The organism is Serratia grimesii, from assembly GCF_900186025.1.
GTDB lineage: Bacteria > Pseudomonadota > Gammaproteobacteria > Enterobacterales > Enterobacteriaceae > Serratia > Serratia grimesii.
In genome coordinates, this window is record NZ_LT883155.1 from 1150070 (window position 1) to 1164018 (window position 13949).

General features: G+C 53.3%; 11 protein-coding genes. 7 read left to right on the top strand and 4 right to left on the bottom strand.

Annotated elements, in window-relative coordinates:
- Positions 1–67 precede the first annotated feature (67 nt).
- From SGBXF1_RS05330 to SGBXF1_RS05350, 5 genes are all read left to right on the top strand, one after another.
- The gene (locus tag SGBXF1_RS05330) at positions 68–1201 is read left to right on the top strand and encodes a sugar diacid recognition domain-containing protein (protein WP_037417837.1); all 1134 of its coding nucleotides are present in this window, start codon (positions 68–70) and stop codon (positions 1199–1201) included.
- Positions 1202–1319: 118 nt separating this feature from the next.
- A complete protein-coding gene (locus SGBXF1_RS05335) occupies positions 1320–2585 on the top strand; it encodes a GntP family permease (protein WP_037417838.1) in 1266 nt (421 codons plus the stop codon).
- A 9-nt stretch (positions 2586–2594) separates the two neighbouring features.
- Entirely contained in the window at positions 2595–3755 is a 1161-nt protein-coding gene (locus SGBXF1_RS05340) for a glycerate kinase (protein ID WP_037417839.1), read from the top strand.
- Between the two features lie 145 nt (positions 3756–3900).
- Entirely contained in the window at positions 3901–4863 is a 963-nt protein-coding gene (gene hemH, locus SGBXF1_RS05345) for a ferrochelatase (protein ID WP_037417840.1), read from the top strand.
- 91 nt (positions 4864–4954) lie between these two features.
- Positions 4955–6259: an inosine/guanosine kinase gene (locus SGBXF1_RS05350; RefSeq protein WP_037417841.1), complete on the top strand. Its 1305-nt coding sequence runs from the start codon at positions 4955–4957 to the stop codon at positions 6257–6259.
- A 48-nt stretch (positions 6260–6307) separates the two neighbouring features.
- On the opposite strand, the gene ybaL is transcribed toward SGBXF1_RS05350, so the two are convergent.
- Positions 6308–7999, bottom strand: a complete 1692-nt coding sequence (gene ybaL / locus SGBXF1_RS05355; RefSeq protein WP_037417842.1) for a YbaL family putative K(+) efflux transporter — start codon at positions 7997–7999, stop codon at positions 6308–6310.
- 245 nt (positions 8000–8244) lie between these two features.
- On the bottom strand, positions 8245–9465 hold the full coding sequence (locus tag SGBXF1_RS05360) for an MFS transporter (protein ID WP_037418168.1): 1221 nt from the start codon (positions 9463–9465) through the stop codon (positions 8245–8247).
- A gap of 180 nt (positions 9466–9645) precedes the next feature.
- On the opposite strand from SGBXF1_RS05360, the gene ushA reads away from it, so the two are divergent.
- Together ushA and SGBXF1_RS05370 are read left to right on the top strand one after the other, a co-directional pair.
- On the top strand, positions 9646–11301 hold the full coding sequence (gene ushA / locus SGBXF1_RS05365; protein WP_186427944.1) for a bifunctional UDP-sugar hydrolase/5'-nucleotidase UshA: 1656 nt from the start codon (positions 9646–9648) through the stop codon (positions 11299–11301).
- A 234-nt stretch (positions 11302–11535) separates the two neighbouring features.
- The gene (locus SGBXF1_RS05370; protein WP_186427945.1) at positions 11536–12276 is read left to right on the top strand and encodes a methyltransferase family protein; all 741 of its coding nucleotides are present in this window, start codon (positions 11536–11538) and stop codon (positions 12274–12276) included.
- Positions 12277–12325: 49 nt separating this feature from the next.
- Here SGBXF1_RS05370 and ybaK read toward each other — a convergent pair whose 3' ends face one another.
- The gene (ybaK, locus tag SGBXF1_RS05375) at positions 12326–12805 is read right to left on the bottom strand and encodes a Cys-tRNA(Pro)/Cys-tRNA(Cys) deacylase YbaK (protein ID WP_037417850.1); all 480 of its coding nucleotides are present in this window, start codon (positions 12803–12805) and stop codon (positions 12326–12328) included.
- Positions 12806–13031: 226 nt separating this feature from the next.
- Positions 13032–13835, bottom strand: coding sequence for a TraB/GumN family protein (locus SGBXF1_RS05380; RefSeq protein ID WP_037417851.1), 804 nt, complete (start codon positions 13833–13835; stop codon positions 13032–13034).
- Between the last annotated feature and the right edge of the window lie 114 nt (positions 13836–13949).

Here is a 13949-nt window from a genome sequence, read left to right on the forward strand (position 1 = left end):
TGCCCTTTAATAACCCCGTGAAAGTGGCGTATAACTGCCTGCATTTCCATCATTAGCAGGAGCCGGTATGCTCAGACCCACCAATTTGCTGGCAGAATCCACCGCACGCCAGATCGTGCAGCGTGCGATGGGCATCATCAATCATTCCGTCAACGTGATGGACAGTAACGGTGTCATCATTGCTTCCGGTAATCCCTCACGCCTGTTCCAGCGTCATGAAGGTGCTGTGTTGGCACTGACCGAGAATCGCGTGGTGGAAATCGATGCAGTGACCGCTACGCATTTGAAAGGTGTGCGACCCGGGATCAACCTGCCATTCAGTTTTCGTAGCCAGCAGGTGGGCGTGATCGGCATTTCTGGTGAGCCGGCGCAGGTACGCGCTTATGCCGAACTGGTGAAAATGGCGGCTGAGCTGATGGTAGAGCAGGCGGCTTTGCTGGATCAAAACCAGTGGGAAAAACGTTACCGTGAGGAACTGGCGAATCAGTTACTGCAACCGCAACCGGCAACGGCCTCACTGGAGGCGATGGCTGCCTATTTGGGGTTGGATCTGCAACAGCCGCGTATTGTTTGGGTCGTCGAATTGCAAGATCCCCAACCACATTTGCTGCGTGAACTGCTGACAGAATTGGAACATACCCAACGTGAAGCCCTGATCGCAATTACTGGCTTCAACGAAATGATCCTGCTGCGGCCAGCCTGTCTGGTGCAAGGTGAGTGGAGTTTGAAACAGGAGCGCAAGCAGGCACAACAGTTGCAGACTCAGCTTCAATCGCGCTTTAACCTGCGCCTGATAATCGGCGGATTCTTTAACGGTGAATCAGGGTTACATCGTTCAAATCTGACGGCTCGCGCTACGCAGGCGATGGCGCAGCGACTGAAGTTGCGCCATAAGACACTGTTCTATCAAGATTTCCCGTTGCCATCATTACTGTGTGATTTAGGTGAGGACTGGCGTGCTCAGGAGCTTTCTCGGCCCTGGCAGGTATTGGGTGCCAGCGATGAAAAAGGGGTGTTGCGTAGCACCCTTCGGCACTATTTTTCGCGGAATTGTGATCAGACGCAAACTGCTGCCGAGCTTCATATTCACGTCAATACACTCCGCTATCGCTTACAGCGCATTGAGGCTATTACGGGATTAAAAATCAATCAGTTAACTGACACGCTACAGTTATATATCGGCATGTTGATGCACGAATGAATTGTGTAAAGCCACAACTTTGTGGCGGACAGCCGCGTAGGTTTTTGTGGCTTTCTCTCACGCTAATACCCGAGGCTCAGGATATGTTTTCCCCACACCAACAACGGGGAAAATAATAATGACAACGGTATCCACGCTTGGGGCACTGGTAGCATTGATCGTCGCTATCGTCCTGATTCTACGCAAGGTCCCACCTGCATATGGCATGATTGCCGGTGCATTGGCCGGTGGATTATGCGGCGGCGCCGATCTGGTGCAGACCGTGACACTGATGATTACCGGGGCTCAGGGCATCACCAATGCCGTGATGCGCATTCTGGCGGCAGGGGTGTTGGCCGGGGTGTTGATTGAGTCCGGTGCCGCACACACAATTGCCGAAACTATCGTTCGTAAAGTCGGAGAAACCCGCGCGCTGCTGGCATTGGCAGTGGCTACACTGATCCTGACTGCGGTCGGTGTATTTATCGACGTAGCGGTGATCACGGTGGCACCTATTGCGCTTTCAATTGCTCAAAAAGCCGGGATATCACGTGCCGCCATTTTGTTGGCGATGATCGGTGGCGGTAAGGCCGGTAACGTGATGTCGCCAAACCCGAACACCATTGCGGCTGCCGACAACTTCCATGTACCGCTGACCTCAGTGATGATGGCCGGTATCGTGCCTGGCCTGTGCGGGTTGGTGGTGGCTTATCTGCTTGCCCGACGTTTGAGCAACAAGGGCGACAAGGTGATGGCGGAGGAATTAACTCAACATGTCGAAGGATCCCGTCCGGGCTTTGCGGCGGCGATCAGTGCACCATTGGTTGCCATTGTGTTGCTGTCGTTACGTCCCATTGCGGGAATTGCCATTGATCCACTGATTGCGCTACCAGCCGGTGGACTGGCGGGGGCATTGCTGATGGGGCGCATCCGTCAGTGCAATCAGTTTATGGTTTCAGGTCTGTCCCGTATGGCACCGGTAGCGATTATGTTGCTCGGTACTGGCACGCTGGCAGGCATTATCGCCAACTCGGCGCTGAAGGACGCGTTGATTAACGGATTGACCCACACAGGTATGCCGGCCTGGTTGCTTGCGCCGCTGTCTGGGGCCCTGATGTCGATGGCGACCGCTTCCACCACCGCCGGTACCGCCGTGGCATCCGGCGTATTCAGCAGTACCTTGCTGGAACTGGGGGTCAGTGGGCTGGCCGGCGCAGCGATGATCCATGCCGGTGCTACGGTGCTGGATCACCTGCCACACGGCAGTTTCTTCCACGCCACTGGCGGCAGCGTCAATATGGCCGTCCATCAACGGCTGAAGTTACTGCCGTATGAAACCCTGATCGGCTTTACCATCGCGGCCGTCTCGGCGTTGATGTTTGGCGTATTTAATCTGGCGGGATAAGGAATACTGATGAAAACGCTGAAAAAAGTGGTTATTGCCCCGGACTCGTTTAAAGAGAGCCTGAGTGCGTTGGAGGTGGCTGAGGCCATTGAGCGCGGGTTCCGCCAGGTCTACCCACAGGCCCAGTATGTGAAACTGCCGATGGCAGACGGCGGCGAAGGTACGGTGGATTCCATGGTGGCAGCCACCGGCGGGGAAATCGTCAGGGTTGAGGTAATGGGGCCGCTGGGCCAGCCGGTTCAGGCCTTTTACGGATTGTTGGGGGATGGGGAAACCGCCGTTATTGAGATGGCGGCGGCTTCTGGCCTGCACCTGGCACCTAAAGCGCTGCGTGATCCACGGATCACCACCAGTTACGGTACCGGTGAACTGATCCTGGCTGCGTTAGAGCGCGGTGTGAAGGCGATTATTCTTGGCATCGGCGGCAGTGCCACTAACGACGGTGGCGCCGGTATGATGCAAGCACTGGGTGCCAGGCTGCTGGATGATAAACAAAATCCACTGTTGCCCGGTGGCGCGGCATTGGCGCAGCTAGCGCAAATCGATCTTTCAGAGGTAGACCCACGTCTGCAACAGGTGAGCGTGACCGCTGCCTGTGACGTGGATAACCCTTTATGTGGCCCTCATGGCGCTTCGGCGGTGTTTGGCCCGCAGAAGGGCGCAACGCCTGAAATGGTGACGCAGTTGGATTCGGCACTGAGCCATTTTGGCAGTTTGTTGCAGCAGGCTACCGGCCGTGAAGTGATCAACACTCCGGGGGCCGGTGCAGCGGGCGGAATGGGGGCGGCCTTGCTCGGTATGCTCAACGCTCGCTTACGGCCGGGAATTGAAATCGTGATTGAAACTTTGCGACTGGAAGAGGCGCTTTGCGACGCCGATCTGGTGATCACCGGAGAAGGGCGACTGGACAGCCAGTCGATCCACGGCAAAACACCGATTGGCGTGGCAAGGGTAGCCAAACGCCATGGCTTGCCGGTGATCGGCATTGCCGGCAGCCTGTCGAAAGATTATCAGGTCGTGCATCAGCACGGTATTGATGCCGCTTTTTCAGTGCTTGATCGTATTGTCACCCTGGACGAAGCCCTGACGGAGGCGGCCGATAATCTGGAAGTGACGGCACGCAATGTGGCGGCAGTCTGGCAGCTGGCGCAAGGGCAGAACATGGCTTAAGTTTCCCGCCTTCATCATGGGTAGTACCTGTTGCTGATATCGGTTCCGACAAGGCGCTTTTCCGTTACAATAGGCGCCATTAATCGATGTTAACGCCCTGACCCAGAACGGGGGGTTAGCTTGCAAGGAATCAAGGGGAACTGAGATGAAGCAAGAGAAACACGGGGTACTGCTGGTGAACCTGGGCACACCGGATGCTCCGACCTCATCGGCGGTAAAACGCTATCTGAAGGAATTCCTCAGTGACGACCGGGTGGTTGATACTTCGCCGTTGATTTGGTGGCCGATCCTTAACGGTGCGATCTTGCCGATACGTTCACCGCGGGTTGCCAAGCTGTATCAATCGGTGTGGATGGACGAAGGTTCACCGCTGTTGGTCTACAGCCGCCGTCAGCAGCGCGCACTGGCTGCACGGATGCCGAATACACCGGTAGAGTTGGGCATGAGCTACGGCTCGCCGAGTCTGTCAGAGGCTATCGACAAGTTACTGGCGCAAGGGGTGACCAATCTGGTGGTATTGCCGCTGTACCCGCAATATTCCTGCTCAACCAGTGCGGCGGTCTGGGACGGGGTGGCGCGGATACTGAAAGGCTATCGTCGACTGCCTTCGATCAGCTTTATTCGCGATTATGCGGAACACCCGGCCTATATTGCTGCACTGCGCCAGAGCGTTGAACGTTCCTTCGCCGAGCATGGTCAACCGGATCGTCTGGTATTGTCATTCCACGGCATTCCCAAACGCTATGCGCGCCTTGGCGACGATTACCCACAACGCTGTGAAGACACGCTGCGCGCCCTGACCGCCACGTTACCTGTGGCACCAGATCGGGTGATGATGACGTACCAGTCGCGCTTTGGTCGCGAGCCATGGCTGACGCCTTACACCGACGAAACCTTGAAAAGTCTTCCTGCACAAGGCATTAAGCATATTCAGCTCATTTGCCCCGGTTTCTCGGCGGACTGTCTGGAAACGCTGGAAGAGATCAAAGAGCAAAACCGTGAGATCTTCCTTCATGCAGGTGGTGAGAAGTTCGAGTATATTTCTGCGCTGAACGACGAATCGGCACACATTGATATGATGCAGCAACTAGTGGCACAGCGCTTCTGATCCTCAGTGCGCAAAATGGTGACAGCCATCATCAATCGGGCAGGAATGTGCTAACATTCTCTGCCTGTTAACTGCCACTGCCGCCAATTACATGAAATTTCCTGGTAAACGTAAGTCCAAACACTATTTTCCGGTGAACGCCCGCGATCCGCTCTTACAGCAAGTTCAACCTGAAAATGAAATCAGCACCTCGTATGTCGTCGGCATTGACCAGACGCTGGTAGATATTGAGGCAAAAGTGGATGACACTTTTGTCCAGCGCTATGGCCTGAGCCTCGGGCATTCTTTGGTGATTGAAGATGATGTAGCTGAAGCGTTATATCAGGAACTGATCGACAATAATCTGATCACTCATCAGTTTGCCGGCGGCACCATCGGCAATACTTTGCACAACTATTCAGTGCTGGCAGATGACCGCTCGGTGCTGCTCGGCGTGATGTGCAGCAATATCAAAATTGGTAGCTACGCCTACCGCTATCTGTGCAATACCTCCAGCCGTACCGATCTTAACCACCTGCAGGCGGTTGATGGTGCCATTGGGCGCTGTTTCACGCTGATCGGTGAAAGCGGCGAGCGTACTTTCGCTATCAGCCCTGGGCAGATGAACCAGCTGCGGCCGGAAAGTGTGAAGGAAGAAGTGATTGCCGGTGCCTCCGCATTGGTGCTGACGTCCTACCTGGTACGTTGCAAAGAAGGGGAGCCGATGCCGGCTGCGACCATGCAGGCGATTGAGTTTGCCAAAAAGCATGATGTACCGGTGGTGCTGACGTTGGGAACCAAGTATGTCATTGCCGACAACCCACAGTGGTGGCGTGACTTCCTGAAAGAACACGTATCGATCCTGGCGATGAACGAAGATGAAGCGCTGGAACTGACAGGGCTGAGTGATCCGTTGACTGCGTCGGACATGGCACTTGAATGGGTCGATCTGGTGTTGTGCACTGCCGGGCCAAACGGGCTTTATATGGCAGGTTACACCGAAGAGTCCAATAAGCGTGAAACACAGCATCCATTGTTGCCGGGGCATATCGCCGAATTCAACCGTTATGAGTTCAGCCGTGCGATGCGGCGCGAAAGTTGTGAGAATCCATTCCGTGTTTATTCCCACATAGCACCCTACATGGGTGGGCCTGAGAAAATCATGAACACCAACGGTGCCGGTGATGGGGCATTGTCGGCGCTGCTGCATGATATTGCGGCCAACGGCTACCACCGTAATAACGTGCCGAACTCCAGTAAACACGTTCGCAGCTACCTGACCTATTCTTCGCTGGCGCAGGTGTGTAAATACGCCAACCGCGTCAGCTATCAGGTGTTGAATCAGCATTCGCCACGCTTGACGCGCGGTTTGCCAGAGCGGGAAGACAGTCTGGAAGAGTCTTACTGGGAACGGTAAAAAACGAAAGGTCCGGCGAGCCGGACCTTTTTTGCATCATTTGTTATATCAGATCGGGCAGCCGCCCATTTTCTCTTCTTCAGTCAGCGTATCCAGTTTAAGGATATTCAGCATGCTGTTGGCGATTTCCCGTTCCCCCATCACCACCTGATTCGCCCCGCGATCGGAGATATACGACACTTCGTCATCGTAGTGCGCCCGGGCGATAATCTCGATATTTGGCCGCTTGGTCCGCGCAGAGGCCACGATCTCGCCGGCCTCATAACCGTTGGGGATAGTCAGCAGCAGCCAGCGTGCACAGTCGAGTCGTGCCAGATCCATGATCTCCGGATTCGCTGCATTGCCCAACACTGTTTTGATGCCTTGCTCGCGCAATGCCTCAACCCGTGGGCGCGAATTCTCGATCACCACCAGCGGAATGCCAGCTTCGGCCAATTTGGCCCCCAGCAGGCTACCAACACGGCCATAACCGACCACCAGCGCGTGATTGCACATATCGACTGGGATTTGCTTCTCCTCTTCCACTGCCTCTTCCAGGATTTGGTCTTCCATGGTCTCTGTCTTGGCCAGATAACGCTCGAGCAGCGTGAACAGCAATGGATTCAACATAATCGACAAGATGGCCCCGGCCAGCACTAAATTGCGACCGTGTTCAGACATCATACCCAGCGTGATCCCAAGGCCAGCCAGAATGAAGGCGAACTCACCGATTTGTGCGAGGCTGGCGGAAATGGTCAGCGCGGTGCGCTTGGAGTGGCCGAACATTTTCACCAGCAGGAAGGCTGCTGCCGATTTACCGAACACGATAATCGCCAGTGTTGCCAGTACCGCCAGAGGCTCGTTGATCAAAATCATCGGATCAAACAGCATGCCGACCGACACAAAGAACAGTACGGCAAAGGCATCGCGCAGCGGTAGGGTGTCGTGGGCCGCTCGATGGCTCAGCTCTGACTCGTTCAGTACCATACCGGCGAAGAATGCCCCCAGTGCAAAGGAAACGTCGAACAGTTTCACTGCGCCATAGGCTATGCCGAGCGCCAATGCCAATACGGCCAGGGTAAACAGCTCACGCGAGCCCGTACTGGCGGTTTTCGCCAGGATCCACGGCACCAGGCGACGGCCAACCACAATCATCAGCGCGATAAAGGCGATGACTTTACCAATGGTCATCGCCAGTTCAATTAACAACTGGCCGCTACTGGCGTTGTTATTGCCCAGCATATTGCCGAACGCAGGCAGTAACACCAGCGTCAGCACCATCGCCAGGTCTTCCACGATCAGCCACCCGATGGCAATCTGCCCACGCTGGCTATCGATCAACTGGCGTTCTTCCAGCGCACGCAGCAGCACTACGGTACTTGCGGTGGACAGACAGAGACCGAATACCAGACCGGAAATTAAATCCCAACCGAGCAGTTTTGATAGTCCCATGCCTAGCAAGGTGGCGACGGCAATCTGGGCCACGGCACCGGGAATGGCGATATGTTTTACTGCGAGGAGGTCTTTAAGAGAGAAATGGAGGCCAACACCGAACATCAACAGAATCACGCCGATTTCCGCCAGTTCTGGAGCCAGCGAGGTGTCGGCAACAAAACCGGGGGTAAAAGGGCCGGCGAGCACACCTGCGGCAAGGTACCCCACCAGTGGGGAGATGCGCAGGCGATTCGCCAGCATACCGAGGAGGAAGGCGAGTACTAACCCTCCGACAATAGTGGTGATTAACGGTGTTGAATTATGCATCCAGACTCCTTCTAGCTATGCATGGCAGCAGAGGGGAAACGCAACAAAGTTACGAAAAGATACATTTAGTTTATTGCATTTGTTCGCGTTACGCTTAGCTAAATTGAGCTATTTTGTGAAAAAGCAGAGGATTCCGCTTTTTACCGGTCAGTAAGGGAATTTAACACTTAATAATTCAAATAACATGGGTTTGTGTTGAAGAAGAGCCGGTTGAACGTCAGCATTCAACCGGTATTAATGCAGGGTTATTGTGAGTTATGGTCAATATTGGGCAGTAACGCAGTGATAATGCCGATTAACGGCAGGAAAGCACATATTTGATAGACTAACTCGATACTGGTCAAATCTGCGACATAACCAAGAACTGCCGCGCCTAACCCACCCATACCAAAGGCAAAACCGAAGAATAATCCGGAAACCATGCCTACTTTACCTGGAATTAGCTCTTGGGCATAAACCAGAATAGCGGAGAACGCTGACGCAAGGATTACCCCTATAAATACCGTCAAAATACCGGTCCAATACAGAGATGCATAGGGTAAAACAAGCGTAAATGGCGCTGCGCCCAAGATGGAGCCCCAAATGACACGTTTTCTTCCTATCTTATCACCAATAGGGCCGCCAATAATGGTGCCTGCGGCGACGGCGAACAGGAAGGCAAACAGATGGAATTGGGCGTTTTGCACTGAAACACCGAACTTATGCATCAAATAAAAAGTGTAATAGCTGCTGATACTCGCCAAATAGAAGTATTTGGAGAAAATCAATATCAGCAGAATGCCAATTGCATAGGTAACGGTACGTTTTGGCAGCAGTTTTACCGAAGAGGCAGTTTTGGGCTGACCTTTCGTTGCACGATGCTGCAACTGATACCACTTACTGACCTGCAACAACACGACGATAGCTAACAGTGCTGCTAATGAAAACCAGGCTACGTTGCCTTTGCCATAAGGCGCGATAATCAGCGCCGCCAGCAGTGGCCCAAGGGAGCTGCCAAAGTTACCGCCAACCTGGAACAGCGACTGCGCCAGTCCATGCCGACCACCGGAAGCCATACGCGCTACGCGAGAGGATTCCGGATGGAACACCGAAGAGCCGGTGCCAACCAGTGCCGCTGCCAGCAGTACCAGCGGGAAGGTATTGGCGACAGACAGCAACAGCAACCCGCATAGCGTAAAGCCCATACCGATCGGCAGCGAATAAGGTTGTGGATGCTTATCTGTGTAGTAGCCAATCAGTGGCTGCAATAAAGAAGCCGTTAGCTGATAGGTCAGCGTAATCATACCGATCTGTACGAAACTGAGGCTGAAGTCAGCCTGTAAGATCGGGTAAATCGCCAGGATCAGCGATTGAATCATATCGTTAAGCAGGTGAGAGACGCTGATGGCACCAAGAATCGAGAATGCAGTCCCTTTAACCGCGCTGCCTTTAGCCGGTGGGATGGCAGTATCGCTACGGTCGGTCATTTTATTATTAGCCTGGTAAGTTTTAGAGGACAGAGCAGATATCTTAGCAAGTTGGTCAATATTTGCCATATCCGACATAATTTGACGCACATCGCAAAAATTTGAAATTAGTTGCCTTCGTTTCGCGCTACACTTTCGTCCATCTCAAAAAAACAGTTAATAATCATATGGAGTTCCGCCATGCGCTTTTCGTTCAATACCACCGCATGCGCGTTGGCTGTGTCCCTGACTTTCCTGTCGGGAGCCGCCAGCGCCTGGGAAAAGGATAAGACCTACGACATCACCATTTTGCACACCAACGATCATCACGGCCATTTCTGGCAGAATGATCACGGTGAGTATGGCTTGGGCGCACAGAAGACACTGGTGGACAGCATTCGCCAGGATGTTGCAGCCAAGGGCGGTAGTCTGCTGCTGCTGTCGGGCGGTGATATCAATACCGGTGTACCGGAGTCAGACCTGCAAGATGCCGAGCCGGACTTCCGTGGTATGAATCTGGTAGGTTATGACGCGATGGCGATCGGTAACCATGAGTTCGACAATCCACTCAGCGTTTTGCGCCAACAAGAAAAATGGGCAACCTTCCCGCTGTTGTCGGCCAACATTTATCAGAAAAGCACTCAGCAACGCTTATTCAAACCTTATGCCTTATTCGATAAGCAGGGCATCAAGATCGCAGTTATCGGCCTGACGACCGATGATACTGCCAAGATTGGTAATCCAGAATATTTCACCGACATCGAGTTCCGCGTACCAGAGCAGGAAGCTAAACAGGTGGTCGAACAACTGCGTAAGGACGAAAAACCGGACGTAATCATCGCCGCGACCCATATGGGCCATTACGATGATGGCAACCATGGTTCCAACGCGCCTGGCGACGTGGAGATGGCGCGCAGCTTGCCTGCAGGTTATCTGGATATGATCGTCGGCGGCCACTCGCAGGATCCGGTCTGTATGGCTGGTGAAAACCACAAGCAAGTGGATTATGTGCCGGGTACCCCGTGCTCACCGGATCGTCAGAACGGCACCTGGATCGTACAGGCGCATGAGTGGGGCAAGTACGTGGGACGTGCCGATTTCCAGTTCCGTAATGGCGAACTGAAATTGGTCCATTATCAACTGATCCCTGTCAATCTTAAGAAGAAAGTGGAAAAAGCCGACGGAACCAGCGAACGCGTGTATTACACACAGCAGATCGCAGAAGATCCGTCGATGATGAAATTACTGACGCCGTTCCAAGAGAAAGGCAAAGCCCAGTTAGATGTGAAAATTGGTAGCGTTAACGGCAAATTGGAAGGCGATCGCAGCAAGGTGCGTTTCGTGCAGACCAATCTGGCGCGTGTACTGCTGGCCGCGCAAATGGAACGTGCCGAAGCTGACTTTGCGGTGATGAGTGGTGGTGGTGTACGCGACTCGATTGAGGGGGGTGACATTACCTATAAGAACGTGCTGAAGGTACAACCGTTTGGCAATACGCTGGTCTACGTCGAGATGAAAGGCAGTGACGTAGAAAAATACCTGGCGGTAGTGGCCAACATGAAAGTGGATTCCGGAGCCTACGCGCAGTTTGCCAACGTCAGCTTGACGGCAGACGGCCAGCAGGGCGTTAGCAATGTCAAAATCAACGGTGAGCCGCTACAGGCTGATAAAACGTACCGCATGGCGACCCTGAACTTCAATGCGCTGGGCGGTGACGGTTATCCGAAGCTGGATACCCTGCCAAGCTACGTCAACACCGGTTTTATCGATGCCGAGGTGCTGAAACAGTATATTGAGAAGCACTCACCGCTGGACGCCGCGGCCTATGAGCCGAAAGGCGAGATTGTTTATCAGTAATCTTCCGGCGGCTTTTACCGGTTAAAAGCCGCCGTTTATCTTCCTCCACATTGCCACGCCTCTGAATAAAAGCACTCTAATATTATTAATTTCAATATTGTTTTCCTTATCTTGCATAGTTGTATTTCTATTTTCTTTGTCTATACCTTTAGGGTTAATGATTTTATTTTTCTTAAATCATAATTTTCCAGGGGGAAATATCAGCGAAATTATCGTGATTAAAAAGGAAAATAAATGCACAGGACAATGATACTTTTATATGGCGTATTCGGCTATTTAGGCGGGGTGGTCGGTTTTATTTTGCTTATTTTATTACTTAACGGCTGGGGACTAAGAAATATGGTTGCCATCGTAGGGGAGGGCAGTATGTGGCCCTGGCTGGTGAATACCGGTTTACTCCTGCTGTTTGGCCTGGTGCACTCGGTGATGGCCCATGAAAGGTTCAAGGTTCGTTTGGCGTTGTCCCTGGCGCTGGAAAGAAGTACCTATGTATTGATTGCCGGTTTGTTGTTGGCATTGCTGGCGCTTATGTGGCAGCCACTGCCGGGTGCCTTGTGTCGGTTGCCGCCGGAAAGTGTCGCCGCATGGGGACTTAACGGCATCAGCGTGCTGGGCTGGTTAGTGGTCTTTGCTTCAACCTGCATGATTAGCCACACCGATTTATTTGGCTTGCGACAATCCTGGTTGCAGTGGAGAGAGCGGCAATATACCGACTTGCCTTTTCAGGTCAGAGGATTTTACCGACTGACGAGGCATCCCATGATGACGGGAATGTTACTGGCCTTTTGGTTCACTCCCGAGATGACCACTGGGCGCCTGTTATTTAATTCAGGAATGACATTATATATTTTGGTGGGCGTATATTTTGAAGAGCGCAGCCTGGTTAAAGCACTGGGGCAGGATTATCAGCAGTACTGTCGACAGGTGCCGATGTTGTTGCCACGAATGAGGGGGCGTAATAAGCCGGTGGAGTAATGAGATCCCGCGGCCGATGCTGGGGCGCCGGCCGCGTATTGATGGTTTTTCAGTCGCGCTTGGCGATATCGGCAAAGCTGCCGGCCAGCAACCGGCAAAGATCTTGTGCCGCCAGTTCGATGTCCAGCCCGCGTTTACCGCCGGAGACGTAAATGGTGGCGAACTGCTGTGCCGGGCTGTCGATCACCGTTGGCAGCCGCTTTTTCTGCCCCAGCGGGCTGATGCCACCAACCAGATAACCGGTGACGCGCTGTGCCAGCATTGGATCGGCCATCTCTGCTTTTTTGGCTCCGAGCGCGCGGGCGACCTTTTTCAGATCCAACTGAGTGGCTACCGGCGTGACCGCTACCGCCAGATGTTTGGCGTCGCCGTTCAATGCTACCAGCAGCGTTTTATAAACGCGGTCGGCATCCAGCCCCAGTTTTTTCACCGCCTCATCGCCGAAGTTGGTCTCCGCGCTGTCGTGATGATAAGGGTGAAGGGTAAAAGCGACTTTTTGTTTCTCGAGCAGGATCACTGCGGGCGTCATCGTGTTTTCCTATTTCCCCCTGCGAGGGGAGTTGCAAGACCAGGCAACAAAATTACAAAAATATAACGGTAACAGCAACCTGAGAGACTGTTACGTAAAGCGGGTTGCCAAGATGTTCACTGGGTTGCTACCCTGTCTATTGTAACCGTTAACACGGTTGCTATGCGTATAACTAAAATACAAGAAATTCCTCTTTGACTGGCCAGTAGCGATATTGGCCACTTTTTTACTCTGCTTGCAGCATCGCTGGCAGGTTATCTTCGCCGTACAAATGCAATGCACCTACAGCTACCACGTAATTGCCAGCCGGTAATTTCTCCAGTTTTTTACGCCAGTCGCGATTGCGTTGATGCATCAACACATCATACAAACCCGCGCTGAATGTGGCGGGCAGCGTTTCCAGTGCGCCGCTGGGTTTTGCGTCCAGCCACCAACTTACCATGGTTTGCAGAAGTCGGGCGTTGGTATGCCAGTGTTCCAGCGTATCGCGCAACAGCGCCATGCCGCCTTCCGGTAATTGTTCCAGCATCGCCAACTGTTGCTGCGCACCTTCTAACTCGATCACCTTTTTATGCTGCGCCCTGGCGGCCTGCAATAGCTGATAATCCACCCCATACTCAGCACGTAGTCCTAATCGTTGAGCCTGACGCGCCTGCATCATCAACGCCACTTGCCAACCTGGCAGGGTAGAGAACGATTCTGCATCGGTACCCAATTCCTGGCATAGCGTTAATAGCTGCTGGAACTCTGGCTCCGAGAGTCTTTGTTCAAGTTCCGGTTGCAGTTCAACGTGGTCGAAAGGAGAGGCGGAATCGGTGATATCGGCTTCAACAATCAAGGCATCTGCTTGCTTGAGGCGCGCGGCCAATTTAGCGGGCAGTGGGGCCATATCCACCGTACCCATATGAATGCTGCCGACCAAATGGAACTGACGATCGCCAGGCAAGCGAATATCCAGTGCCGGGTAAGCGTAGGTCATTGGGGAAATCAGACCGAGAAAGGCAGCGATACGACGTAACAGTTGACCCATACAACGTGACTCCTGGAGAACTTGCTCGCCTTTCAGCTTGAAAGGGGAAGGGCGTAACCTTTTCCCCATGCTAAACGCTAAGCGGCATACAAGAAAGCCTGAAGAGTGAAGGAA

Coding starts and splice junctions, on each gene's coding strand:
- SGBXF1_RS05330 (WP_037417837.1), top strand. CDS start 68: ATGCTCAGACCCACCAATTTGCTGGCAGAATCCACCGCACGCCAGATC.
- SGBXF1_RS05335 (WP_037417838.1), top strand. CDS start 1,320: ATGACAACGGTATCCACGCTTGGGGCACTGGTAGCATTGATCGTCGCT.
- SGBXF1_RS05340 (WP_037417839.1), top strand. CDS start 2,595: ATGAAAACGCTGAAAAAAGTGGTTATTGCCCCGGACTCGTTTAAAGAG.
- hemH (WP_037417840.1), top strand. CDS start 3,901: ATGAAGCAAGAGAAACACGGGGTACTGCTGGTGAACCTGGGCACACCG.
- SGBXF1_RS05350 (WP_037417841.1), top strand. CDS start 4,955: ATGAAATTTCCTGGTAAACGTAAGTCCAAACACTATTTTCCGGTGAAC.
- ybaL (WP_037417842.1), bottom strand. CDS start 7,999: ATGCATAATTCAACACCGTTAATCACCACTATTGTCGGAGGGTTAGTA.
- SGBXF1_RS05360 (WP_037418168.1), bottom strand. CDS start 9,465: ATGACCGACCGTAGCGATACTGCCATCCCACCGGCTAAAGGCAGCGCG.
- ushA (WP_186427944.1), top strand. CDS start 9,646: ATGCGCTTTTCGTTCAATACCACCGCATGCGCGTTGGCTGTGTCCCTG.
- SGBXF1_RS05370 (WP_186427945.1), top strand. CDS start 11,536: ATGCACAGGACAATGATACTTTTATATGGCGTATTCGGCTATTTAGGC.
- ybaK (WP_037417850.1), bottom strand. CDS start 12,805: ATGACGCCCGCAGTGATCCTGCTCGAGAAACAAAAAGTCGCTTTTACC.
- SGBXF1_RS05380 (WP_037417851.1), bottom strand. CDS start 13,835: ATGGGTCAACTGTTACGTCGTATCGCTGCCTTTCTCGGTCTGATTTCC.